This window comes from Streptomyces sp. NPDC058052 (genome assembly GCF_042885515.1).
GTDB lineage: Bacteria > Actinomycetota > Actinomycetes > Streptomycetales > Streptomycetaceae > Streptomyces.
In genome coordinates this window covers 161,476-187,050 of sequence record NZ_JBHVRX010000013.1, presented here as the reverse complement: position 1 = coordinate 187,050, position 25,575 = coordinate 161,476, and the positions used below count along the sequence as shown (strand labels likewise).

The following is a 25,575-nucleotide window of genomic DNA, read 5'->3' as shown; positions in this document are numbered from 1 at the left end:
GATCGCGACGAGCGAGCCGGCCGGGCCGTCCGGCCGCACCCATGACCTGACGAGAGACACGTGTTTCCCCCTCCTCAGAGGTGCCGGGCGCGCCGGACGGCGCGGAGATGGAGCAGGGCGGCGGCGAGCGAGACCAGAAGGAGCACGTTTCCCGTGGCGGCGGCGCGCCCGACATCGAACTGCGCGTATGCCTGCTCGTGCGCCAGGGCCGCCAGGGTCCGCGTCGCGCCGGCGGGTCCGCCGCCGGTGAGCACGAGGACGACGTCCGGCGCCCTGAGCGTGTAGACGGCGCCCAGGACGAGGACGACACCGGCCGTCGGCCGCAGCAGCGGCCACGTGATGTACCGGAAGAGCGGGACGGGTCCGGCTCCGTCCAGGCGGGCCGCCTCGTGGACCTGGGGCGGGATCGCCTGCAGGCCGGCGTACAGGAGGGCGGTGTCGAAGGGGATGCCCACCCAGGTGTTGACGAGGACCACGGACCACAGCGCCTCGTGGGTGCCGGTGAGCCAGGGGACGCCGGCGGGTACGAGGTGCAGCGCGCGCAGCACCTCGTTCACGACCCCGTCGTCGGCGTCGAGCATCCACCGCCAGACCGTTCCGGTCGCGACCAGCGGCATCAACCACGGCAGCAGCATCAGCGCACGGACGGACCGGCCGAGCGGGAAGCGGCGGTGGAAGAACAGCGCGAGCGCCAGACCGGCCGTGAACTGAGCGGCCAGCGATCCGGCCGTGTACAGGGCCGTGGTGGCCGCCGCCCGCCGGAACTCCTCCGAGGCGAACAGGCGGAGGTGGTTGTCCAGGCCGGTGAACGGCGCCTCGTCGCCGAGGGCTGCCACGGCCGTGGTGTCGCGCAGACTCGTCGTGACATTGTCCGCGAGCGGCGGGCCGAGGAAGAGCAGCAGGAACACGCCGGCCGGTGCGAGGAACGCGGCGCGGACCGCCGTCTCCCGCCGCCGGACCCGCGCCGCCGTACCGGATCGGCCCCCGGCCCGGCCTTCGGGGTCAGGAGCCCGTCGCCGTGCGCTGCGCACGCCGGAGCGCCTCCTCGGGCGTCTGCTGTCCCGACACCGCGGCCTGGACGGCGGTGTGGATCGCGGTGGCCGCCTTCGGCCAGGCGGGACCGAGTTCCTGGGTACGAGCCCGCGCGCCACGGACGCTCTCGACGAAGGCGGCCATCGAGGGGACCTGCTGCGCGTACCGGGCGGCCACGTCGGTCCGGGACGGGACCGTGTGGTGCCAGGTCGCCAGGGTCTGCATGCTCGTGGGGTCGTTGAGGCATTCGAGGACCTGCGCCGCCTTCCGCGTGCGGGCCTCGGAGCCGTTGCGCGGAACGGTCCAGACCTCGCCTCCCAGCGGGGTGACCAGCTCCGCGCCGGCCCGGGGCACGGGGATCGGGGCGACACCCCAGCGCAGGTCCTTCGCCTGTTCCAGTTCGGTCATCCGCCAGGGACCGTTGACCATCATGGCCGCCTTGCCGCCGAGGAACTGCTCGTGCACGTCGCCCTGATTCCAGGTGAGTACGGACCGGGACATGGCTCCGTCCTCCACGAGACCGCTCCACAGGCGGAGTGCCTGGGCGGCCTGCGGGGTGTCGAGGCGTCGTTCGTCGCCGCCGTTGGACCACAGGAAGGGAAGGAACTGGAAGGTGCTTTCGAACGAGGCGTCGGCGTCGACCGCCAGGCCGTGGCGCCCGGGCCGGGTCGTGGCCCGGGCGGCCGTCCGCAGTTCGTCCCAGGTCCGTGGGACCGCCACGCCGGCTTCGGCGAGCATGTCCTTGTTGTAGTAGAGGGCGAGGGTGTTGACGGTCGGGGCCAGGCCGTACACCTCGCCCTGGTACGTGCCGGCCGACAGGATGCCCGGTCCGAAGCCGTCGGTGCGGACTCCGTACGGACGGAGGGGGGCGAGCGCGCCGGACCGCGCGATCTGCTGGAGGTCGGGGTTGTCGAGCATCAGCAGGTCGGGCAGTGTCCGTGCCGCGGCCTGCCGGAGGACCGTGGGAACGAGCGACGGCGCGGGAACGCTCCGGTGCTCGATCGTCACCCCCGCCCGCTTGCCGCAGGCGGCCAGCAGTTCGCCCCAGTGGGCGTGCTCGGTGCTGTCGGTGTAGTAGTCGAGCGCGGTGAGGGACGTCACCCGTTCCGCACGGGAGGGGTCGGCCGGGTCGCCCGTGCCGCAGCCGACGGTGACCATGACCAGCGCGACGACCGCCGCGAGTACGGCGAGGTGTCGTGCGAGTGGTGCTGTTGGTGCTGTTGGTCCTGTTGGTGCCTTCACGAGGGTGCTCTTCCTGCGGACGCGTGTGTGGAGGGGGATGCGGATGCCGGTGCGGACGTGGGGACCGCGCTCGAAGGCGTCGCCGCTCGGTGTGACCGAGTCGGCGGACGGTCCGCTTCCGGATCGTCCCGGGCGAGCACCACGTGCGTGAGCTGCACCCGGGACCTCACGGTGAGCTTCCGGAAGACCGACGTCAGATGGGTGTTGACGGTGTGGGGGGAGACGACGAGGGTCTCGGCGGCCGACCTGTTGGTGTGACCCGCCGCGATCAACCGCGCCACCTTGCGCTCCGAGGCGGTGAGCGCCTCCCAGCCTTGGACCGGCCGGTCACGTACGGTGCCGGCCCGCCCGGCACCAACCTCCGCCCGCGCCCCCGCACCGGTGCTCGAACCACTGTCGACACCGTCGAGCAGTCGCCGTACATCGGCCGCGGCCGCGCTCGCACCCGACGTGGCGAAGGCGTCCCGGGCCGCCGAGAGCACGGTCACCGCCTCCGCCGTCCGACCCGCCGTCAGCAGCGCCCGCCCCAGGTCGGTCCGGGCCGAGGCCAGGACCAGCGGGCGGGGTCCGGTGGCGAGCAGGGACACCGACCGTTCGAGGAGACCGACGTCGCCCGCGACGAGTCCGGCGGCGAGGGCGGCGATCCCCGTCGCCGTCGGCACCTCCGGATTGCGCTCGGCGTGCGCCGCGGCCTGCGCGGCCAGATGCCCGGCCAGCGCGCCGTCCCCGCCCCGCAGAGCGATCCGGATCGCCGTGCCGACCCAGGTGCGCAACAACCGCCAGCGCATGAGCGGCCCGATCTCCTGCAGCCGCCGCAGCGCGTCCACCGCCGACCGGGTGTCTCCGTCGTGGCCGGCGACGAGGGCCTCGAGAAAGCACACCGCGGCCCGGTTGCCCGGGTTCGGCTTGACCGCCAGACGCTCACGCGCCGCCACCAGCTGCTGCCCGGCCCCGGCGCGGTCGCCCCGCAGCAGCGCGATCCAGGCGCGGATCACCCGGGAGTTCACCTGCTGCACCGGAATCCTTACGGCGTCCTCCAGGTCCTCCATCGTCGCGAAGTGCGCCTCGGCGTCGTCGAGCCGGCCCCACCCGAGATGCTGCTGTCCCTGCGCCCACAGGAACATGGCCTGCCGATGGGACCCGGCCTCCGCCGTCGCCCGCCGCAGCAGCTCGTCGGCGCTGTCGAACCGGTCCATGTGCTGATGGGCGACGATCTCCTCGGGCCGGAAGGAACCGTCCACGGCACTCAGCGCGGTGAAGCGCGCCAACGCGAGGACGCCGTCTCCCGCGTTGAGGGCGATCTCGCCCAGCGCGGACAGCGCCTGGACGTGCGCCGTGCGGTCCCCGGTCGCGACCGCCGCGGCCAGCGCCTCCTCGCCCGCGACCCGTGCGACGTCCAGGTCCCGGCCCCGGGACAGGGCGAGCGCGCGCAGCGCGGAGAGCCGGGCGCCCACGTCGGGCGTGACGCCTCCCACGGCCAGGGCCGCCTCCGCCCGACGGCACAGCTCATCGGCCAGGTCCAGGCTCCACAGCGCTCCGCCGAGCGCTGACTGGAGCCGCCCGAACACGGCGAGCGGCGGTTGCGCGGCGAGGAGCCCGTCACAGGTCGTCAGTGCTTCCCTGTCCCGCCCTGCCCGGGTGAGACACACGATGGCCTGCTCGCCCACCTCGAACCGCGCCGCCTCCGAGGGCCGGACCAGTTCCAGGGCGCGCGTCATGAGGTCGGCCGCGAGCCCCGGAGTCACCGGCAGGACGTCGTCCGCCGCCTGCCGGAGCAACGCGACGGCCTCCTCGTCACCGGGCTCGGCACCGCGCAGTACGTGCGACGCCGCGTCGATCGGGCGGTGCCCGGACGCGACGAGGCGGTGCGCGGCCGCCCGGTGCAGTGCGTTGCGCGCCGACGTGGGGATGTCGGCGTAGACCGCCTGGCGCACCAGGTCGTGGCGGAAGACGAGGAGTTCGCCGTCGTCGTCGAGCAGCCCCGTACGAACCGCCTCGTCGAGGGCCGTGATCAGCGCGGCGGGCGGCCGCTCGCAGAGCGCCGCCGCGTCGACGAAGGCGAAGCGGCGGCCGAGGACCGCCCCCATCCGCAGGAAGTTCAGGGTGTCAGGACTGAGAGAGCCGATCCGGCCACGCACGCCGGACACGAGTCCGGGCGGCACGGACGGGGACGTCCCCCCGGTCGAGCCCGCGGTCCTCTTCCCGCCTGAGCCGGGTTCCGCCGCGTCCGGCCTCCGGCCGGAAGCCCGTTCTCCGGCCTGGCCCGGGGGCTCTCCTGCGTGTTCCTCGGTCCGCAGCCCTCGCAGCAACTCCACCGCGAGGAAGGGGTTTCCGCCGGTGCCCTCGAGCAGGCTCCGGGTCCGCTCGTCGGCCGTCCTGCCGAGGGTGTCGTCGGCGAGCCGGTCGATGGCGGTGGCGGACAGGGGACCGAGAGGGAGCCGTGCCACCGGCAGTCGGCTCCGCGCGGCGGCCAGTATGTCCTCACCAGCGGCTGTGGGTCCCGTGCGTCCGGTCAGCAGCCATAGGACCGGGGAACTCCGCAGCCGGCCGGGCAACTGATGCAGTGCGAACCGGCTCAGTGGATCCGCCCACTGCACGTCGTCCAGCGCGATGAGGACGGGCGTCTCCGCCGCCCTGGCCTCGATCATCCCGGCGAGCCGCTCCGCGAGCCGGATCCGCTGGTCGTGACGGCGGGCGAGGTCGGCGAAGGCGTCGCCGGGCAGCAAGGGCCTCGCACCACCGAGGAGGCAGCCCGCCAGTGACGACAGCGGCACGAGGTGATGCAGCTCGTCGGCTCTGCCGATGCCGGTGGAGTACCCGGTGCCCTCGGCCAGGTCGACGGCCTCCGTGAGCAGCGTGCTCTTCCCGATGCCGGCCTCGCCGCGCAGGAGGGCGAGGGCACCGCTGCCGCTCTGGGCGACGGAGGCGACGAGGTCACGCAGCTCCGTGAGTTCGGCCTCCCGGCCGCGCAGCCCACGACGGGACAGCGGCCCGCCCGACCCCGCCACCTTGCCCCTCCCCCGACACGCACGGAGCGCCGCCGGCCACCACCGTCACCGGCGCCGGAACGTTTCCCGGAGGGTCACTATGGCAAGAACTGCAGCTCAACGCACATCTGGGGGGTGAGTGTCTGGTCACACGGCCTGGTCGCACGCTCTCCCGTGCGGCCCCGTCGGGCGGGGTCGCACGCTCCGCCCGGCCGCCGCCGCGTTCCTCCAGTCGACCGGGGACTGCCCGTACGCCGCACGAAAGACACGGCTGAAGTGAGAGGCGCTGGTGAACCCCCAGCGGTGGGCGACACCGGCGACGGTGGTGTCGGCGGCGTCCCTGCGGGCCAGCGTTCGCCGGCACTCTTCGAGACGCCGCCGCTGGATCCAGCGGCTGACCGTGACGCCCTCGCTCTCGAAGAGCTTGTGCAGATAGCGCACGGAGACGTGGTGGGCGCGGGCCACGGCCTCCGGAGTGAGGCCGGGGTCGGTCAGGTTGGCGTCGATGAAAGCGCGGATCCGTGTGAGCAGCACGCGCGCTCCGCTCGGTGAATCCGTGGTGTCCGCGCCCCGTCGTTCATCGGCGAGGACGGTGAGCAGGTCGACCACGTTCCGGGCGATGAGTTCACCGACGGGCTCCGGACACGCTTCGGCGGTGTCCACCAGCTGTGACAGGAACGGCGAGAGCATCCCCCCGATCGCCGATTCGGACCCGATCGGAGAGGCGGTGATCCGGGATATGTCCGACTCGTCGAGGCCGAGGACGGCACGCGGCAGGACGAGGGACTTCGTCTGGAACGGTTCGGGGAGGGCGAGCCGGATCGGGCGCGCCATGTCGTAGACGAAGAGCTGTCCCGGCCGTACCGCGTTGTCCCGGGCGTCCTGTTCGACGCGGGCGCCACCCCGGCAGAGCAGCTTCACGACCACGAAGTCCTCGTTGTCGGCGCATGCGATGAGGCGCTGGGTCCGGCGTGCGAACTGCGGCTCGCTCTCCACCGTGACCGCCTGCACGCGCCCCAGCACCACGGTACGGATCGTGCCGGACCGCACATCGTCGGGCACGGCCACGTCCACGGCTCCGAACGTCCGGGCCAGTGCCTCGCGCCAGTAGCCGCGGCGTCTCCCTGCGGGAACGGTGTCGGCAGAGTAATGGGTGCGGGTCAGGGAGCCGGACCCTGATCCTGGCGGATGCGTCAACATGGATGTGTCCTTCGGCGGGTTGTGCTGTGACGCCAGCCTGTCGGCGAACCGCGCGGGGCACATCACGTGAATCCGCTAGATCACGTGATGACGTGCTGGTCAGGGTGCGCTCTGGCCGCGTCCCGCGCGGGCCGGCACCGCCCGGGCCGGCACCGCCCGGGCCGCCTCGGACCAGGGGCGGCCCGAGGCGGCCGCCCCTTCGAGGGTGTCGAGCGCGCGCCGCTTCCGGTGCCTGCGACGTCCTCCGGCCCCCTGGGACCTGTCCGGAGCGTCCCGCCCGGCGCGCGGCGTGCCCTCCGGGCAGACGACGCCGCGTTCCGGACCGGACCTAGCTCACCGGCTCCCCACCTGTCAGTCCGGAAGGTTCCGGGGTCCCCGCGTCCCGTCCCGTTGCTACGTTCCGGACGGTTCGACCAATGGCCCGATGGGGGCCGCACGTCCGGAGCGGTGCGGGACGGGGTACGCTCCGCCGGTCTCCGATCCTTCCTCATGCTCCCGACCAGGAGGTCCCGTTGAGCGCGCAGCACCCCTCCCGCAGGAACATCCTCAAGTCCGCCGGCGGCCTGTCGGCCGCGTTGGCCCTGGGGGGCGCGGGTGTCATGGCCGCGGCCGCGCCGGCCGCCGCCGTCGGTGACGGTTTCGGGCTGCGCATCGTGGAGCGCGGCGAGGCCGATCACCGCATGTGGTACTACCGGTTCGCCACCAGCGCGATCGGCTGGAACCCCGCGGTGAACGTGCTGCTGCCCGACGACTACCACTGGAGCGGACGCCGGTACCCGGTCCTGTACCTCCTGCACGGCGGCGAGCAGGACTTCATCACCTTCGACCGCGAGGGCGTCCGCGCGTGGACCGCGGGCAAGCCGATCATCGTCGTCATGCCCGACGGCGGGCGGACGGGCTGGTACTCCAACCCGGTCAGCTCCAACGTCGGCCCGCGCAACTGGGAGCACTTCCACATCGCGCAGCTGATCCCGTGGATCGACGCGAACTTCCGCACCTACGCCGAGTACGACGGCCGTGCCGTGTCGGGCTTCTCCATGGGCGGCTTCGGCGCGCTGAAGTACGCGGCCAAGTACTACGGCCACTTCGCGTCCGTGAGCGCCCACTCGGGCCCGGCCAGCCTCCGCCGCGACAACGGCATGGTGGTCCACTGGGCCAACGCCACCTCCGCGGCGCTCGAACTGGGCGGCGGCACGGTCTACGGCGCGCCGTTCTGGGACGAGGCGCGCGTGAACGCCGACAACCCGGTCCAGCGGATCGAGAGCTACCGCCACAAGCGCGTCTTCCTGGTCGCCGGCACCAGCCCGGATCCGGTCAACTGGTTCGACACCGCCAACGAGTCCCATGTCCTCTGGGGTCAGCGGGAGTTCCGCTCCCTCCTCGGGAACGCGGGCATCCCGCACGAGTGGCACGAGCTGCCCGGCGGCCACTTCATCCGCCACGACATGATGCAGCGCGACATCGACGGCATCATCGGCCGGCTCCGCAAGGCGTGAGCCCCGGCGTGGGGGGGGGGCGGGGCCCCCCCCCCCCCCCCCCCCCCCGCCCCCCCCCCACCCAACCCCACCACTACATGCCCCCGCCCCACCCCCCCCCCACCCGCCGCCGCCCCCCCCGGCCGGCCCCCCGGGGGGGCGGCCCCCCCCGCCCCCCCACGTCCCGCCCCACCTGTCCCACTCGTCGTACCCGTCCCACTCGTCGTACCCGTCCCACTCGTCGTACCCGTCGTACCCGTCCGAGACGTTCAAGGGGAGGAGCGGCTCGTGTCACCCGGATATTGCCGCCGCGCACTGCACTGGGCCCTCACGGTGGCCGTTGCCCTGCTGCCGGCCCTCATGGTCACGGCCCCGGCGTCCGCCCGGCCCGCCGGGCCCACCGCGGCGTGTCCGTCCGCGGGCTTCGTGAGCCAGCCGTACCACGCGGGCCACAACGGCGTCGACATCGCCGCCGACTACGGGACGCCGATCTACGCCGTGGGTGACGGGGAGGTCACCATCTCCGGCTACGAGAGCGGCTACGGCCAGTGGATCCGCATCCGGCATGCCGACGGGTCGATCTCCGAGTACGGGCACATGTACCAGCGGGACGTCAGCGCGGGCGAGCACGTCGTGGCGGGCCAGCGGATCGCGCTGATGGGGTCCGAGGGCGACTCGTCCGGCCCCCATCTGCACCTGCGGATCTGGGGCGATCCGTCGACGTCGTACGGCGTCGATCCCGAGGTGTACCTCGCGGAGCGGGGCGTGGTCCTGCCCTGCGTCCCGGGCAGCGGGCCGCGTCCCGAGCCGCTGGTGTATCCGGTGGAGTCGGGCCGGGTGGTGTCGGCGCGGTCGGCGGACGGCCGTCTGGAGGTGTTCGCCGCGGCCGCCGGCGGGGTGCACCACGCCTGGCAGACGGAGCGGAACGGTGCCTGGTCGGAATGGGAGTTCCTCGGCGGTCCGGCCGGCGGGGAGCTGGCGCTCGCCCCGAACGCGGACGGGCGTCTGGAGCTGTTCGCGATCGACGGGAACACCTTCCAGCACCGCTACCAGCTCTCCCCGTCCGGAAGCTGGTCCGGATGGGAGGCATTCGGCGGCGGCGGCAAGGACGTGGCCGCAGGGGTGAACGCCGACGGCCGGATCGAAGTGTTCGCCTCGGGACCCGTCGGCCTCTTCCACAAGTACCAGACCGCGCCCAACGGCGGCTGGTCGGACTGGGAACCCACCGGCGGCGGCCCCGCCGACAGCCGCGTGGAGATGGAAAAGTCTCCGGACGGACGGCTGGAAGTCTTCGCCCTCAACGGAGACATCTTCCAGCACCAGTACCAGACATCTCCCAACGGCGGCTGGTCGTCCTGGGACACCTTCGGCGGCGGAGGCCGCGACCTCACCGTGGACCACAACGCCGACGGACGCATCGAAGTCTTCGCGTCCGGGCCCGTGGGCGTCTTCCACAAGTACCAGACCGGTCCGGCGAGCTGGTCGGAGTGGGAGCCCACCGGGGGCCCGCCGGACGCGCAGCTCGCGAGTGAGCGGACGGCGGACGGGCGCGTCGAGGTCTTCGCGATCAACGGCGGGACGGCGGCCCACAGCTGGCAGACGGCGGTGAACGCCCCGTACAGCGCGTGGGAGACCTTCGGCACCGGCGGCACCGACGTCGCCGCCGCCACCAACGCCGACGGACGCATCGAAGTCTTCGGCACCAACCCCACCGGCACCTTCCACAGGTGGCAGACCGGATTCTCCACCTGGTCCGCATGGGGCTGGGTCGGCGACTCCGCCGGTCCCGGTCTCGACTGACGCGCCACGACATCCCCAGGAGGCAGCAGATGACCAGCGTTCTCCCGTCCGTGGCGAGCGGCGGCGCTCCGTCCCGGGGCCGCGCCCCGCGCCGGCTCGCCCTGTCGGTCCTCACCTCGCTGTTCCTCGCCGGTGGCGCGCTCGCCGGCGCGTCGCCCGCGCACGCCGCTTCGAGCGACCTGTGCGCCCAGGTCGGCTATCAGGCCGGGTTCCGCGGCGACGCCCTGGTGACCGCCGTGGCCGTCGCCCTCGCGGAGTCCAGTTGCGACCCTTCCGCCTCCAACACGCAGAACAACTCGCCCGCCTCGACCGACCGTGGCCTGTGGCAGATCAACGACTACTGGCACGCCGAGGTCGACGACGCCTGCGCGTACGACGCTCAGTGCAACGCGAACGCGGCATACGCGATCTCCTCCGGCGGGACGAACTGGCAGCCCTGGTCCACCTACAACCAGGGCCACCACGAGCGGCACCTGGGCGAGGCGCGGGCGGCCGTGGACCGTCTCGGGCGTCCGGGCGAGCCCGGGCCCGCTCCGCTCGTGTATCCGGCCGAGTCGGGCCGTGTCGTCTCCGCCCGGTCGGCGGACGGCCGTCTGGAGGTGTTCGCCGCGGCCGCCGGCGGGGTGCACCACGCCTGGCAGGTCGAGGCGAACGGTGCCTGGTCGGACTGGGAACCCCTCGGCGGTCCGGGCGGCGCGGAGCTGGCCATCGCGCCCAACGCGGACGGGCGTCTGGAGCTGTTCGCGATCGACGGGAACACCTTCCAGCACCGCTACCAGCTCTCCCCGTCCGGAAGCTGGTCCGGATGGGAGGCATTCGGCGGGGGCGGCAAGGACGTGGCCGCAGGGGTGAACGCCGACGGCCGGATCGAAGTGTTCGCCTCCGGGCCGGTCGGCCTCTTCCACAAGTACCAGACCGCGCCCAACGGCGGCTGGACGGACTGGGAACCCACCGGCGGCGGCCCCGCCGACAGCCGCGTGGAGATGGAGAAGTCCCGGGACGGACGGCTGGAAGTCTTCGCCCTCAACGGAGACATCTTCCAGCACCAGTACCAGACATCTCCCAACGGCGGCTGGTCGTCCTGGGACACCTTCGGCGGCGGAGGCCGCGACCTCACCGTGGACCACAACGCCGACGGACGGCTCGAAGTCTTCGCCTCGGGTCCGGTGGGGGTCTTCCACAAGTACCAGACGAGTGCGTCGAGTTGGTCGGAGTGGGAGCCCACCGGCGGGCCGGCCGACGCACGGCTCACCAGTGAGCGCACCCCGGACGGCCGGGTCGAGGTGTTCGCGATCAACGGCAGCACCGCCGCGCACGCCTGGCAGACGGCGGTGAACGCCCCGTACAGCGCCTGGGAGACCTTCGGCACCGGCGGCACCGACGTCGCCGCCGCCACCAACGCCGACGGACGCATCGAGGTCTTCGGCACCAACCCCACCGGCACCTTCCACAGGTGGCAGACCGGATTCTCCACCTGGTCCGCATGGGGGTGGCTCAACGGCAGCGCGGGCCCGGGCCTCGACTGAGCCGTCCCCGTCCGGTCCCCCGGCCGCCCCGGCCGTCCGTCAGCATCCGCCCGCCGCCCGTCCGTCCGGCCTCCGGTCGTGCGGTCCTCCTGGAGAGACTCATGCGACCGATCAGCAGACGGAACGTGCTGCGGGGCGCCACCGGGGCGGGAATCCTCCCGCTCCTCGGGGCGGGCCCGGACGCGTTCGCCTCCGCCGGTGACGTGCCGCCGGCGCGGTGGATCGGCGCGGGCGCCTTCGCCCACGTCTACGATCCGTCCACCGTCGCGGGGCCGCGCTATCTCAACGATCACACCCTGGTCAGGGCGCTGGGCCGCTGGCACCTGTTCAGCATCGCCGGGGACGGCGCGCCGCGCGGGGAGGCCCCGGACAGCGGCGCGGAGACCGCCTTCGCGCACGCGTCCGCGCCCGGCCTCCACGGGCCGTGGACGACCCATGCGGACGCCCTCACCGTCGATCCCGCCTACCACGGCGAGGAGCACCTGTGGGCGCCGCACGTCGTCGAGGCGGGCGGGCGGTTCTGGATGTTCTACGCGGCGGGCGGGGAGAGCGGCGCGGCGATCAACCTCGCCACCTCCACCGACCTGTTCACCTGGACCCGCGAGCCGTCGGGCCCGCTCTTCCGGGGGCTCGCCGCCCGTGATCCGATGGTGCTGCGGGTCGGCGGTGAGTGGGTCATGTACTACACGGAGCTGTCCGCCCCGGGCGGGCATCACGTCGTGGCGTACCGGCGCTCCGCAGACCTCGTGCACTGGGGCCCGCCGGGCACGGCCTTCACCGACGCGAGCACGGACGCGACCGTCTCGGTGACCGAGTCGCCGTACGTCGTCGAACGGGACGGCTGGTACTACCTGTTCATCGGTCCGAGGAACGGGTACGAGGGGACCGACGTCCTGGCCTCGCGCGATCCGTTCCGTTTCGACCTCGCGGGCTACGCGGGCCATGTGCCCGGGCACGCCGTCGAGGCGGTCGCCGACGGGGACGCGTGGTACGTCACCGCCGCGGGCTGGTTCCGGCAGGGCCTGTACGTGGCGTCCCTGGACTGGCGGGACACGCCTCCGTCCTGGCAGAGCCCGGACAATCCGGTGGCCGGCCTCGACGTCGACGGGCGTCTGACCGTCTTCGCGCTCGACGCCGCGGACCGGTCGATGCTCCGGCGCGTGCAGGTCGACCCGGCCGCCGGCACCTGGTCGGAGTGGGAACGGTTCGGCGGTCCGGCGGGCGCGGTGCCGACGCTGGGCCGCAACGCCGACGGACGGCTGGAGGTGTTCTCGCTGGCCCCGGGCGGCGCGAACCTCCACCACCGGGTTCAGCGGGCGGACGGCGGCTGGGACGGCTGGGAGGAGTTCGGCGGGCCGGCCGGTGCCGCCCCCGCCGTCGCCCGCGACGCCTCCGGCCGCCTGGAGGTCTTCGCCCTCGCCCCTGGCGGTGTCTCCTTCGCACGGCGACGGCAGGGGACGGCCGGCTCGGCGGCCTGGGACGCGTGGGAGCCGGGCTTCGGGAGCGCGGCGGGGGCGCCGCCGGTGGTCGCGGCCAACGCCGACGGCCGTCTGGAGGTGTTCGCGCTGAGTCCCGGCGGCGCGGGCATCCGCCATCGGTGGCAGGAGAGTCCCGGCGGAGCGTGGACACCCGCGTGGCATCCGTTCGGCACCGCGGCCGGGGCGGCTCCGCGGGCGGTCCGGGACGGCGGCGGACGGCTGACCGTCGCCGCCATCGGGCCTTCCGGGGTGGGCACCTTCACCCGGAGGCAGGCCGTGCCGAGCGGCGGCTGGGACGGGTGGCTGCCTCTGTTCGGCTGGAGCGCCGGCGCCCCCTCGTTCGCCCTCAACGCCGACGGCCGCCTCGAAGCCTTCTCCCTGTCACCCGGCGGCGCCCGGCTGGCCCACCGGTGGCAGCTCTCGCCGGGCGGGGCCTGGGACCCCGGGCGGGAGTTCGGCGAGCCGGGCCTGCGGCTCGCCGCCACGCCCACCGCCGCGGTCGACGCGACCGGTCGGATCCACGTCTTCGCCGTCAGCGCCGAGGGCCGGCTGCGGACCCGGGTCCAGGCGCGGCCCAGCGGTGGCTGGCAGCCGTGGAGCGGGTTCGGCGAGCGTCCGGTCGCCCCCGTCGTGTCGGGCGCGCCCGCTCCCTGAGCCATCGGGCTCCACGGCCGCCGACGTCCGGATCGCGCCACCCGGCGGACGGGGACGAGCGCTTGACCAGGACGGGAAGCCGGTGGGGCCGGCCCCGTCGGCCGCTCCGGGCAGTGACCTATCCCACCTTGCGCCCGGGGGCGGGAACGCCGGGCGAGCGGCCGTGCCCGGGGTGCCCCGGCACGCGCGTCGACCGTCGTGCCGTCCTCCGAGCTGCCGGAACGCAGGCGTCCACCGACCATAAGACTGGAATATCATTCTAAAAAGCCGCCCTCGCCGGAGGCCGGCAGTGGCCCGCGTCACAGCGGGCGCCGCCCGTACGCCGGCCGCCGGAAACAGCCCCGGGAGGGTCCCGCACCCGCCCGGGACACCCCGTGTCCGCGGTCCCCGCCGGGTGGCCGAAGCATGCCGGTGCACCCGCCCGATCGGTGGGTATCGTTCCGCTCGTCCGACAACCGGGGGTGCGGAATGGGGGAACGATGAGCGGTGTGGTCGTACATCTACCGCAGGGCGGCGGAGGCGCCGGCGGCGGCGAACGGGAAGCCGACGCGGTGACGTTACGGCTCGGTCCGGGCGAGGTCGCCCGCTTCGGCCGCGGGTCCCCCAGCACCCCCGTCGAGCTCCGTCTCGCCGACGCGGCGATCTCCCGGCTCGCCGGGGAGATCCGGGTGACCGACGACCACTGGCAGCTGACGAACCACAGCGGCAGCCACAGCTACCTCGTCGAGAACCCGGAGGGAGCCGGCGAGTACCTGAGGGTCCCGCCGCGCCGGATCGGGGCGCCCGTCCCCTTCGAGTTCGCCCGGGTCGTCCTGCCCACCCGCGGTGAAACCCCCGTCACCTTCCAGGTGTTCGCGCCGGACCACCTGTACCTCGACCCCGGGGCCACGGGCGGCCCCTGGGGCAGCCGCACGGTCACCGCGTACTCCCTGGACGAGACCGCCACGTACTTCCTCGTCCTCGTCGCGCTCTGCGAGCCGCGCCTGCGCGACCAGTCCCGCGTCGCCGTCCCCACCACGCCCCAGATCGTCGACCGGCTCCGGGGCCACCCCGGCTGCGCCGCGCTCACCGCGCGGGCGGTCAGCTCGCACATCGACTACCTCGCCGAGGAGAAGCTCCGCCTCGGCGGCCACGATCCGGGCAAGGGGGACCGCCGCAACGGCAAGCGGGAGGAGATCGTCGGGCTGGCGCTCCGCTTCGGGCTCGTACGGGAGGAGCACCTCGCGTTGCTGGCGCCCGTGGCCGGGGCGGGCCGGCGCGAGCGGAACGACGCGCGATGACACCGCTGTTCGCACCGGACGGCACCGCGGGGCGGGACGAAGGATTGGAGCCGCTCCCGCCCGGCTACCGGGTGGGAGCGTGGGAGGTCACCGAGCCGATCGGGACCGGGGGCTGGTCCACGGTCTACGCGGCCCGCCGGGCCGGCCCGCACCGCCGCGCCTCCGGACGTCCCCGTCCCGGCTCCGGGGCCGGGGCACCGGAGCCCGGCGGGGTCGCTCTCAAGATCATGCCGACCGCGGGGCTCGCGCCCCTCCAGGTGCGCAGGATCGTGGAGTCGGCGCACCGCGAGGTCGAGCTGGGCCGCAGAGCCGGACACCCCCGGCTGATCGGCCTCCTGGACTCCTTCGTGCTCGCCGCACCGGAGCACCCCTCGGTGGACGGCGCGATCGTGCTGGTCATGGAGCGGGCGGCGGGCAGTCTGCGCGAGCTCCTCGACGCGGGCGTTCCCGAGCACCACCGCGGGCGCATCGCCGAGGGCATCTGCGAGGGGCTCGTCCACCTCCACCGCTCGGGCTGGGTCCACGCCGACCTCAAGCCGGAGAACGTCCTGCTGGGCGAGGACGGCTCCGTGAAGCTGTCGGACTTCGGTCTCGCCACCGAACTGACCGGCACCCACGGCTACGCGCCTCCGCTGGGCACGCTCGACTACCTCCCGCCGGAGCGCTGGCGGGCTCCCCTGGGGGAGTACGGGGTGCAGGTCCGGACGAGCGCCGACATCTGGGCGCTCGGCGTGGTCGTCCACGAGATCTTCGCCTCCGGCGTCCCGCCGTTCCCCGGAGCCACGCCCCTCGCCCGGGGCGCCGCCGTCCAGGAGTACGGGGCGGGCCGCGCCCCGCTGCGCCTGGACGCCGCCGTCCCGCCGTTCTGGCGCGAGCTCGTCGCCGACTGCCTCTCCCCCAGCCACGCGGCCCGCGCCCCGCACACGGCCGAGAGCCTGCTGGCCCGGATCGCCGCCCGGCCCGGCGTCCCCGCGCCGCCGGGCCGCCGGGTCCGCGGCAGGGCCCGCGCGGCCGTCCTGGCCGCCGCGCTCTGCGGAGGCGGCGCGGCCCTGTGCTCCGACACCGTGGGGCACGGCCTCGCCGCGCCGTCCGACGCGATCCGGGTCTTCAACGCCGAGCGGGGCTGTCAGGAGCGGGCCGACCGGGACCCGCAGTGCAGCCTGGGCCTGGCGATCGATCCCCACCGGCCGTACACCGCCGAGAACGTCGTACGGACCCGGGTCTGGCACGGCGACGTGCTCACCGCCGACTGCCAGGTGCCCGACGCCCAGCCCATCGTCGACGAGGAGGACCTGCGGTCCACGCGCTGGTTCCGCGTCCGTCTCCCCCGCGGCTCCGTACCGCCCGGCGCCTGGCTCCCCGCCGTCCGTACGAAGGACCGCCCGGCCCTGCCCGACTGTCCGCTCACCGCCGCCCGCTGACCCCCTTCCGCCCGCATCATCGGGATTTCATCGCCCCTCCCTAGCGTGACCGCGTCCGGACGCAGGCGCGAAACCCCAGGGAGGGGCATCGATGGCGTGGAGAAGGCGCAGAGCGAGGCTGCCGGTGGCGGTCATGGCCGCGGTGGCGGTGATCGGCACGACGGCGGTGGGCGGGTCACCGGCCGGCGCGGCGGAGACGGGCCCGGAGAAGCCGACGATCCGCTACACCGAGTACGGCATCCCGCACATCATCGCCTCCGACTGGGAGGGGCTGGGAACGGGCTACGGATACGCGGCGGCGAAGGACAACATCTGCACGCTCGCCGACACGTATCTGATGGTCAACGCCGAGAGGTCCCGCCACCTGGGGCCCGACGGCAGGGCGAGTCCCGGGCAGAACCAGAACACCACCACCAACCTCCACAGCGATCTGTACTTCCAGCGGATCAAGGACGACGGCGTGGTCGAGCGGCTGCTGGCGCAGCCCGCGCCCGACGGGCCGGAGCCGGAGGTCAAGCAGGCCATCCGCGGCTATGTCCAGGGGTACAACAGGTACCTGGCGGAGACCGGCGTGGCCAACCTCTCCGATCCCGCCTGCCGCGGCGCGGCCTGGGTGCGCCCGATCACCGAGCTGGACGTCTACCGGCACGCGCACGCCGAGATCATCATGGGCAGCGCCGACGTGCTGCTCGACGGCCAGGTCACCGCCGCGCCCCCGGGGGCCTCGGCCGCCAAGGCGCCGTCGCCGTCACCCGAGGCGCGCGCGGCGACCGCGAAGAGGACCGCCCACAAGATCGGCGAGGCGCTGGCGGCCAGCCGGCGGCAGAGCATGGGCAGCAACGCGCTCGCGGTCGGCGCGCAGGGCGTCTCCGGCGGCACCGGCATGCTCCTCGCCAACCCGCACTTCCCGTGGCACGGCAAGAACCGGATGTGGCAGAGCCATCTGACGATCCCGGGGCAGGTCGATGTCTCCGGGGCGAGCCTGCTCGGTCTTCCCGCGGTGAACATCGGGCACAACGAGGACGTCGCCTGGAGCCACACCGTCGCCACGGTCGCGCCGTTCGGGCTCTTCGACGTGCAGGTGGACCCTCTGAACCCGACCATGTACCTGGTCGACGGCGCCTGGGAGCGGATGACCTCGCAGCGGGTCTCCGTCGACGTCCGCAACCCGGACGGCACGATCGGCACGGTCGGCCGGACGCTGTGGTCCACCCGCTACGGCCCGGTCACCACGTCGATCCTCGGCATCTCGCTGCCGTGGGTGGTCAGCGCGCACGCGGTGCGCGACGTGAACATGGGCAACCTGCGCGCCCTGAACACCTGGTTCGGCCTCGACCGGGCGAAGGACGTCCACGACGTGGTGAAGGTCCTGGAGACCACCCAGGGCGTCCCCTTCTTCAACACGGTCGCCACCGACCGCAAGGGGAACGCGCTCTACGCGGACATCCAGGCCGTCCCGAACATCACCGACGCGCACGCGCAGTCCTGCCTCACCGAGACCGGCAAGCTGCTCTTCCACCAGACACTCGCCCTGTCGAACGTGCCGCCGGTCTCCATCCTCGACGGCAAGCGCAGCGCCTGCGACTGGCCGGACGACCCCAACGCGGCGGCGCCGGGCCTTCTCGACCCGGCGAAGCAGCCTCGGCTGATCCGCTCCGACTTCGTCGGCAACGCCAACGACAGCCCCTGGCTGGCCCATCCGGAGCAGCCGCTGTCCTTCCCCCGGGTGATGGGTGACATGGCGGCGCCCCGGTCGCTGCGCACCCAGGAGCTGATCCTGACCGCGCAGAAGCGGATCGACGGGACCGACGGCCTGCCCGGCCGGGGCTTCACGCCGGAGAGCATGGGGAAGCTGCTCTTCGCCGACAACAGCAGGGCGGCCGACCTCACCCTCACCACGACGGTGGCGGCGTGCCAGGGCGTCGCCTTCGGGCTCGTCCTGGTGGACGGCAACCTCGTCGACATCCGGGAGGCGTGCCCGGTCCTGGCCGGCTGGAAGAGCCACGACTTCACGGCGGACAGCCGGGGGTCCTGGCTGTTCGCGCACTACTGGCACTTCCTCCAGGGGTCCCAGCGGGTCGACAAGCTGCCGTGGCGGGTCCCCTTCGACCCCAAGAACCCGGTCCACACGCCCAATTCGCTCGACGGCGGCAGCTCCGCCGTCCGCGACTCCCTCGCGCGGGCCGTCCTCGCGCTGCGCAAGGCCGGCGTACCGCTGAACGCGGCACTCTCGGACGTGCAGCGGATCACCCGAGGCGGCGAACAGATCCCGGTCCACGGCTCGTTCGGCGCCCTGGGCGTGCTGAACGTGATCGAACCGGGCCAGGTCGACGGAAAGCTCGACATCGTCTTCGGGTCCAGCTTCGTCCAGCAGGTGCGGTTCACCGCCGAAGGGCCCCCGGAGACCTACTCCGTCCTGGCCTACTCCCAGTCGGCGGACCCGAACTCGCCCCACTACGCCGACCAGACGAAGTTGTTCTCGGCCGGCGGGTGGGTGACCGAGCGGTTCACCGAGGAACAGATCGCGGCCTCGCCGGAGTTGCGGGTCGTGGTCCTGGACTGAGCACGGGCCGGGCATCCGGCCGCACCCGTACGACATCACTCACGAGACTCACGAAGGGAACCACACCGTGACAAGGACATCGCTCTGGTGGAGAACGGTGGTGGCGTGGCTGGTCGCCGCCGCGGCCGTCGTCGTCGCGCCGGTCGGCTCGGCCCGGGCCGACGACGGCACCACCCCGCCGCGCCTTCCGGACGGCTTCGGCCTGACCCAGGTCGGCACGGCCGTGGGGACCGCCCACGACTTCTACCTGACGGTCACCACGCCCCAGGTGTCGGGCGAGCAGCACATCAAGATCATTCTCCCGCGCGGGTACTACGACGACCCGGACAGGCGCTATCCGGTCCTGTACTTCCTCCACGGCTCCCCCGACGACCCTGTCAACCAGACCTACCCGGGGCTGTCGATGTCGGACCAGATGATCACCGTCGTCCCGGACGGCGGCGCGCGCAGCTGGTACGCCAACTGGCTCAACCAGAACACCGTGCTCGGCGCCCAGAACTGGGAGAACTTCCACCTGAACCAGGTGATCCCGTTCATCGACGCGAACCTGCGGACCATCGCCGCCAAGAAGTCCCGGGCGATCGCCGGCATCTCCATGGGCGGCTTCGGGGCCTTCCACTACGCCCAGGCCCGCCCCGACCTGTTCAGCCAGACCGCGTCCCTGTCCGGCGACATCGACCTCTCGGCCAACTCCATGGACCTGCGCATGGCCGTCGTCGCCTCCGTCACCGACGCGATGGGCGCGATGTGCGCCTCGTCGTCCGGCACCTGCGACCCGAACAACTCCCCGTACAAGCCCGGCGTGGACAGCGACGCCCTGTTCGGCTCGCCCTACCCGGTGTTCAACGTCGACTGGCGGTGGAACCAGGTCGACCCGTCCCAGCACATGGAGAAGCTCAAGGGCATCGGGATCTCCATCTACACGGGTGACGGCGGCGGCTCTCCCCTGAACATGGAGTTCTGGGTCTCGGGCGCGTCCAAGAACGTCAAGGCACGCCTGGACGCGCTCGGCATGCCCTATTACTACGTCAACTACGGCGACGGCTCCGGCTGGGGCTCCGCGTGCGACGGCAGCCACAGCGCCGGCTGCTGGGCGCAGGACCTGCTGGACCTGGTCCCGAGGCTGGAGAGGGCCTTCGCGTCCTGACCGTGCGGCCCTGACGCCAGCCGTCGCCCCGCCAGCCGCCGTCCCGCCCGCCGCCGCTGCGGTGAGCGGGACGGCGGTGCGGTCCGTCCGGGACGGCGGTGCCGTCCCGGACGGTGCCCCGAGGACCCGTGCGGCGCCGACCCGCCGGACGGGCTCGCGGGGCGGGTCAGGGCATCGCGGGACCGGGGCCGTTCAGCCAGGCCCATTCCGACCAGTCGGCGAAGCCGGTCTGCCAGCGGTGATAGACGCCTGCGTGGCTGGTGCCGAACACCTCGATACGGCCGTCGGCGTTGGTGCCGGCGCCGATCTCGGTGCCCCCGCCGCCGAAGGTCTCCCAGGCCGAGTACGGCGCGTTCGGACCCGTCTGCCAGGAGTGGCTCGCCGTGGTGGCGTTGATCGCGAACACCTCGACGCGGCCGTCGGCCGTCCGCGCGGTGGTCAGCTCGGCGTCCCGGATCCCTCCGGTGCCCGTCCACTGCGACCACGAGGCCGGACCGGTCTGCCACTTGTGGAAGACGCCGTCGGCGTTGGACGCGAACACTTCGAGCCGGCCGTCCTGGTTGTGGCTGACGGCGACGTCGTGCCCGCCCCCGCCGAAGTTCTCCCAGCCGGACCAGCCGCCGTTGACGGAGGTCTGGTACAGGTGGCCGAACGTCGAGTCCGACAGGGCGAACACCTCGAGGCGCCCGTCGGGCGCGGCCTCCATGGCGAGCCGGGAGAGGGCCGGGCCGCCCCCGACACCCTCCCAGGCCGACCACCCGCCGCCGGGCGCGGTCTGCCAGCGGTGGAACACGCCGTCGGCGTTGGACGCGAACACCTCGATGCGGCCGTCGGCGTTGTTCCCCGCGGCCAGCCGGTACCCGCCGGTCCCGAAGTTCGCCCAGCCGGACCACCCCGCGCTGGGCCCCGTCTGCCACATGTGGTCGAAGGTGCCGTCCGACAGCGCGAACAGCTCCAGCCTGCCGTCCGCGTTGGCCGCCAGCGCCAACTGGGCGTTGCGCGGGCCGCCCTTGAACTGCCACGGCGACCAGCCGCCGTTCACCCCGGTCTGCCAGGAGTGGTACACGCCGTCGGCGCCGGCCGCGAAGGTCTCCAGGCGTCCGTCCGCGGACCGCGCGGACACGACCCGCCCCGAGGCGTTCGGGTGCGGCCTGCGCACCTCGGAATCGTCGACGATGCGGTCGTACCGGAGGGCCTGGTAGTCGCCGTTCGGGTGGCCGTCGATCGAGGCGCTGCCGATGTTCCCGTAGAAGTGCCCCGGCGGTTCGACGCCGCTGGCACCGCCGCCGAAGCTGTAGTACGAGAAGCCGCCCCGGTCGTCCACCCACTCGTGGAAGACGATCACGTGGTGGTAGAACGAGTTGAGGATGTCTCCGGCCCGCAGCTCGCTCCGTGCGATCTCGTGCGAGAAGTTCGGCAGGCCCTGCGTGTTCGGATTCGCGTCGAGGTGCCAGGCCATGGCGACGAACCCGGAGCAGTCGGTGCGGTAGTCGAAGTCGCCTCCGGGGCCGGGAGCGTGGGCCCCCTGGCTGTACGGCGGCCGCTGGTCGACCCAGTACTGGGCGCGCTGGATCACCTCGCTCCGCGTGATCGGGCCGCCGCGCTCGGACGACACGGCAGCGGCGGCGTCCGCCGCGGCGGGCGGCGCGGTCGCGGCCAGCAGCAGCGTGCCGGCTATCAGGGGCAGGAGGAATCTCCCCCACCAGGATCGTGACTCTCTCACTCGGACCTCCCAGGTCGTCGGCGGCCGACAGTAGGAGGGAGCGATGAAATACGGATGGAATCGCCGGGCCGCCGCCCGGGCCGTCTCCAGGCAGCCGGGCCGTCTCCGGGACGGCCGTCTCCGGGGCGTCTCCAGGCCGCCGGGTCGTCTCCGGGGCGGCCGTCTCCGGGGCGTCTCCGGGGCGCGGCACCCCGCGGTGTCACGCGAACGGCGTCGACATGTCCGGGTCCGCCGGCCGGCCCAGGCCGGTCTCGTCCCCGCACAGGATCATCCGGCGGGTCCGCCGCAGCAGCATGCTCGGCGCCACCCCCAGATCGTCGGCGAGACGGCGGCGGGTGCGGTCGAACGCCGCCAGTGCCTCGGCCTGGCGGCCGGTCCGGTACAGCGCGCGCATGAGCGTCGCCGCCACCGGCTCGTTCCACGGATGCTCGGCGGACAGGGCGGACAGCTCGGCCACGGCGTCCGCGCACCGGCCCAGCTCCAGCTGCCACTCCGCCTTCCGCTGCGCGAGCCCGATCCTGCGCTCGCCGAGCCGCATCCGCTCCAGCTCGGCGAGCGGCCCGGGCAGGCCGTCCAGGGGCTCGCCGCGGAACAGTCCGAGCGCCCGGGAACAGAGGCGGACCGCCTCGGCCCGGTCACCCTCCCGGCCCGCCGCCCCCATGTCGGCCACCAGCCGTTCCAGACGGGTGACGTCCACGTCGACCGCGCCCGGCACCAGGCGGTAGCCGCGTATCCGGTCGTGCCGGATGACCGCGTCCGGGCCGTCGCCGGAGGCGTCCGACCGCAGGGTCCTGCGCAGGCGGTAGACGTACACCGGCACCACGTTCGCGGCCGGGGGCTCCATCCCCCAGACCCCGTCCAGCAGTTCCTGCCGGCTCAGCGTCCTTCCCGCGTCCAGCGCGAGCGCGGCCAGGACCGCCTGCTGACGCGGAGGCCCGAGGTTCAGCGGCCTTCCGTCCCTCCATGCCCGCAGCGGCCCGAGCACGGACATCCGTATCTCCGGTCCGCGTACCGCACCGGCGCACTCCCGTGGGGCCGCAGGGTCCGACGGGCGTGCGCGAGGGCCGAGTCCGGGCGAGACCAGCCCCGCGTCGAAGGCGTGGACGATCGCGGCGGCCCGGTCGCGCAGGCCGAGCTTCACGAGGACCCGCGCGAGGTGCTCGGCCACGCGCTCCTCGGGGAGTCCGAGGGCGTCGGCGATCTCGTCGTCCCGCAGCCCGCAGCCGACCGCCGAGAGGACCCCGCGCTCCAGGTGCCCGAGTGCGGACGGGGTGGGCCGGCCGGTGGTGGAAGGCCGCCCGATGGTGGCCGTCGGCCGGCCGGTGACGGCCGGTCGGCCGGTGGTGGTCGTCGGCAAGGCTGCTCCCCCGGCTCCTGACCGCTCGCTCCGGCGGTTCCGCCGACACGGTAGGGCGGGGGACGGCGGGCGGGGCATCCGGAACGATCCGGAGTGACACGTGCTCCGGGCGGCCACGTCCCGCCCCCGATTCCGCACGCCCGCCGCCCCACCCACCGCCACCCCGCCGGGCTCACCGACGGGTTCACCGGCCGCGCATGGTCCCGCGTGCCGTCGCCCCCGCCCACCAGACCATGCCCGCCCCGAGGACCAGCGGCCACAGCAGACCCACGGCGTCCGGTCCGGCCCCGCGCGCCGGACCGTCCACGACCGACAGACATCCCAGCGCGACCAGCGGTCCCCGGGTCTGCCACAGCAGCGCCGCGAGGGGTCCGGTGTCGCCCAGCGGCGTCATCGAGCCGATCATCAGATGCGCCGGTACGACACCCCGGAAGGCGCTCACGAGCGCGGCGCCGACCAGCGCGGGCACGAGCACCGGCAGCACCAGCAGCCGGTCCGACCACGCACCGGCCCCGGCGGCCACCGCCGCGCCCAGGGCGAACAGCGCCAGCAGCCCGGCCGCCGGCACGATCCCGTGCCACAGCGCCAGCGCCCGGGCGGGCCAGGGCAGTTGCGCCGAGCGCCGGACGTCGTCCGTCTCCAGCCGGGCCGCCTCCGCCAGCTGCGCAGCGGCCAGGTACCCGGCCGGCAGCACCATGAGCCGGACGGCGGTCGGCACGTCGTCCGGGCACAGCAGAGCCACGGCCGCGGCGGCCCAGAGCGCCGCCCACACCGGCCGCCCCGGTGCGCGCAGCAGCGCGGTCGCGTCCCGCCACGGGACGAGCAGCCACCTCCGCCGCGGGAACGGCAGGCGCGCGGCGGCGCGCGAGGTGCGTGCGCGCGTGGCGCGCACGGCCGCCCGTGCCTGCCGCAGATCCAGGGAGTAGAGGGATGCCCGCACCCGCAGCGCGGTGCCCGCCTGGGTGCGCAGCACGCGGGCCGGGATCCGTACGGCCGCGTCGGCGCCCGCCCGCCAGGCGACGGCCGTCGTCAGGGCCGACAGCGCGGCCCCGGCCCATCCGGCCGGCGCGGGGGCTCCGTCCGCCACCGCCACCAGCGGGAGCGCCGCCCAGCCCCACGGGCCCGACCAGAGCGCGACCGGCTCCGCGATCCATGCGCCGCCCGCCGGTGAGGCGGCGGCGAGCAGCCAGAGGAATGTCACCACCGCCCACGCCGTCCGCCTGGCCACGGCCCTGCGCCGTGGCCCGGTGTCGCTGTGCCGCTGGACCACGGCGGCCACGGCGGTCCCGGCGAAGCCGGCCGCGCCGCCCGCCGCCGCTCCCGCGGCGGTGGCGGCCCACCAGGAGCCCGCTCCGAGCGCGTGGAGCAGGAAGCCGGCCACGGCTCCGGCGGCGGTCGCGATCGCCGTGGTCGTCACCGACGCCACGAGGAAGCGGGGCAGCAGCAGGGCCCGCCGCAGCACGGGCTGGGGGACGAGCCAGGACAACGCCGCCCGTTCCACGCGCACGGGCCCCTGCCACAGGGCCCGCTCGGCCATCAGCAGCACCACGGTGGCCAGGACGGCGGGCAGGAGCGCGGGCAGCGCCGACAGCACGCCCTCGGCCGCGGGCCCCCGCAGCCGGCCGTCCGCACCGGCCCGTCCCGCGCCGACGAGCAGGGGGACGACCCAGATACCGAGCAGCAGTGCCGTGCAGTACAGGGTGTAGGCGAGGCTCCGGCGCCGCTTCTCGCGCAGGTTGGCCCGGGCCGTCCGGAGCCTGGCCAGGACCGCCTCGGTGGGCAGGACGGCGTCGGCCTCCTCCGCGACGCGCACCCGCCGTCCCGTCGGCTCAGCCACCGGACGTCTTCCCGATCAGCAGCCCGTCGCCGGAGACGGTGTACGCGGCGTCGGCCACGGCGTCGGCCAGCTCCCTGTTGTGGGTGACCAGGAGCACCGCCGTCCCGCGCTCCTTCGCGGACCGCAGCCGTCCGGCCAGCCTGGCCCGCGCGTCCGCGTCGAGTCGCTGCTCCGGCTCGTCGAGCAGGAGCAGCTCGGCGGGCCGCACGAATGCCTGTGCCAGCGCCATCAACTGCGTCTGCCCGGAGGACAGTTGATGTGGGAGCGCGTCGGCCCGCCCGGTCAGGTGGTGCTCGGCCAGCACCTGGTCCACGGCGTCCGGTGCCCCGTCGCCCCGTCCGTGTGCGAGGGCGACGAGCATCAGGTGCTCACGGACGCTGAGGTCCGGATAGCCGACGCCGCTGTCCAGGACCGTGGCGACCGTGGCCCGTACCGTCCAGTCGTCCTCGGACACGGGCCTGCCGCGCAGGGTGACACGGCCGGACTCCGGAAGCTCCTGCCCGGCGGCGAGCCGCAGCAGCGTGGACTTCCCCGAGCCGTTCTCGCCGAGCAGGACGACGCACTCCCCCTCGCCGACGGTCAGACTCACCCCGTTCAGGACGGCCCGTCCGCCGTAGCCGTGCCGCACGTCGGCCAGTTCCAGCAGAGCGCTCACGACGCCGTGCCCGGGCCGGGCGAGGACGGCGGGTTCTCCTGGCCCGACGAGGGAGGCAGTCTGTCGTGCTCCCTCGCAACAGCCCCCCGTGCCGCACCGGTTGACCCGTCGCCGAACCCAGCCCTCGTCCTAGACATGGGTCCCCATCGTAGGTGACGCTGGGAATCGCCCCGGAAACGATCCGCGGAGCCGCGCGCC

General features: G+C 74.0%; 16 protein-coding genes. 8 read left to right on the top strand and 8 right to left on the bottom strand.

Translation table 11 applies throughout. The features are described 5' to 3' along the window. Positions 1-74: 74 nt before the first annotated feature. From ACFVU3_RS20040 to ACFVU3_RS20025, 4 genes are all read right to left on the bottom strand, one after another. Positions 75-1,031 (bottom strand): carbohydrate ABC transporter permease, encoded by a 957-nt coding sequence (locus tag ACFVU3_RS20040; RefSeq protein ID WP_390067829.1) that lies wholly within the window; start codon positions 1,029-1,031, stop codon positions 75-77. Beyond that, the gene (locus ACFVU3_RS20035) at positions 1,003-2,274 is read right to left on the bottom strand and encodes an extracellular solute-binding protein (RefSeq protein ID WP_390067827.1); all 1,272 of its coding nucleotides are present in this window, start codon (positions 2,272-2,274) and stop codon (positions 1,003-1,005) included. The genes ACFVU3_RS20040 and ACFVU3_RS20035 overlap by 29 nt, the downstream gene beginning before the upstream one ends. Next, positions 2,271-5,282 (bottom strand): AAA family ATPase, encoded by a 3,012-nt coding sequence (locus ACFVU3_RS20030; RefSeq protein ID WP_390067825.1) that lies wholly within the window; start codon positions 5,280-5,282, stop codon positions 2,271-2,273. The genes ACFVU3_RS20035 and ACFVU3_RS20030 overlap by 4 nt, the downstream gene beginning before the upstream one ends. A 126-nt stretch (positions 5,283-5,408) precedes the next feature. After that, on the bottom strand, positions 5,409-6,461 hold the full coding sequence (locus ACFVU3_RS20025) for a helix-turn-helix domain-containing protein (protein ID WP_390067823.1): 1,053 nt from the start codon (positions 6,459-6,461) through the stop codon (positions 5,409-5,411). 512 nt (positions 6,462-6,973) lie between these two features. Here ACFVU3_RS20025 and ACFVU3_RS20020 point away from each other — a divergent pair. From ACFVU3_RS20020 to ACFVU3_RS19985, 8 genes are all read left to right on the top strand, one after another. Beyond that, positions 6,974-7,957 carry an alpha/beta hydrolase gene (locus ACFVU3_RS20020; RefSeq protein WP_390067822.1) on the top strand — a complete coding sequence of 328 codons (984 nt, stop codon included), beginning with the start codon at positions 6,974-6,976 and terminating at the stop codon, positions 7,955-7,957. A gap of 267 nt (positions 7,958-8,224) precedes the next feature. Next, on the top strand, positions 8,225-9,736 hold the full coding sequence (locus tag ACFVU3_RS20015; RefSeq protein WP_390067820.1) for a peptidoglycan DD-metalloendopeptidase family protein: 1,512 nt from the start codon (positions 8,225-8,227) through the stop codon (positions 9,734-9,736). Positions 9,737-9,765: 29 nt separating this feature from the next. Continuing rightward, on the top strand, positions 9,766-11,262 hold the full coding sequence (locus tag ACFVU3_RS20010) for a hypothetical protein (RefSeq protein WP_390067819.1): 1,497 nt from the start codon (positions 9,766-9,768) through the stop codon (positions 11,260-11,262). A 101-nt stretch (positions 11,263-11,363) separates the two neighbouring features. Next, positions 11,364-13,394 carry a family 43 glycosylhydrolase gene (locus ACFVU3_RS20005; protein ID WP_390067817.1) on the top strand — a complete coding sequence of 677 codons (2,031 nt, stop codon included), beginning with the start codon at positions 11,364-11,366 and terminating at the stop codon, positions 13,392-13,394. A gap of 479 nt (positions 13,395-13,873) precedes the next feature. Then, positions 13,874-14,674 (top strand): serine/threonine protein kinase, encoded by an 801-nt coding sequence (locus ACFVU3_RS20000; RefSeq protein WP_390067816.1) that lies wholly within the window; start codon positions 13,874-13,876, stop codon positions 14,672-14,674. After that, on the top strand, positions 14,671-16,095 hold the full coding sequence (locus ACFVU3_RS19995; RefSeq protein WP_390067814.1) for a serine/threonine-protein kinase: 1,425 nt from the start codon (positions 14,671-14,673) through the stop codon (positions 16,093-16,095). Before ACFVU3_RS20000 ends, ACFVU3_RS19995 begins: the two co-directional genes overlap by 4 nt. Before the next feature lie 91 nt (positions 16,096-16,186). Then, complete coding sequence (locus tag ACFVU3_RS19990; RefSeq protein ID WP_390067812.1) at positions 16,187-18,658, top strand: penicillin acylase family protein; 2,472 nt, start codon at positions 16,187-16,189, stop codon at positions 18,656-18,658. Positions 18,659-18,725: 67 nt separating this feature from the next. Next, entirely contained in the window at positions 18,726-19,805 is a 1,080-nt protein-coding gene (locus tag ACFVU3_RS19985; RefSeq protein WP_390067810.1) for an alpha/beta hydrolase, read from the top strand. A gap of 166 nt (positions 19,806-19,971) precedes the next feature. Here the strand turns inward: ACFVU3_RS19985 and ACFVU3_RS19980 are convergent, their stop codons facing one another. The 4 genes from ACFVU3_RS19980 to ACFVU3_RS19965 form a co-directional block, all read right to left on the bottom strand. Next, positions 19,972-21,528, bottom strand: a complete 1,557-nt coding sequence (locus tag ACFVU3_RS19980) for a hypothetical protein (protein WP_390067808.1) — start codon at positions 21,526-21,528, stop codon at positions 19,972-19,974. 199 nt (positions 21,529-21,727) lie between these two features. After that, a complete protein-coding gene (locus tag ACFVU3_RS19975) occupies positions 21,728-22,885 on the bottom strand; it encodes a BTAD domain-containing putative transcriptional regulator (protein WP_390067806.1) in 1,158 nt (385 codons plus the stop codon). Between the two features lie 184 nt (positions 22,886-23,069). Then, positions 23,070-24,722 (bottom strand): hypothetical protein, encoded by a 1,653-nt coding sequence (locus tag ACFVU3_RS19970; RefSeq protein ID WP_390067804.1) that lies wholly within the window; start codon positions 24,720-24,722, stop codon positions 23,070-23,072. Further along, complete coding sequence (locus ACFVU3_RS19965) at positions 24,715-25,377, bottom strand: ATP-binding cassette domain-containing protein (RefSeq protein WP_390067802.1); 663 nt, start codon at positions 25,375-25,377, stop codon at positions 24,715-24,717. The genes ACFVU3_RS19970 and ACFVU3_RS19965 overlap by 8 nt, the downstream gene beginning before the upstream one ends. Between the last annotated feature and the right edge of the window lie 198 nt (positions 25,378-25,575).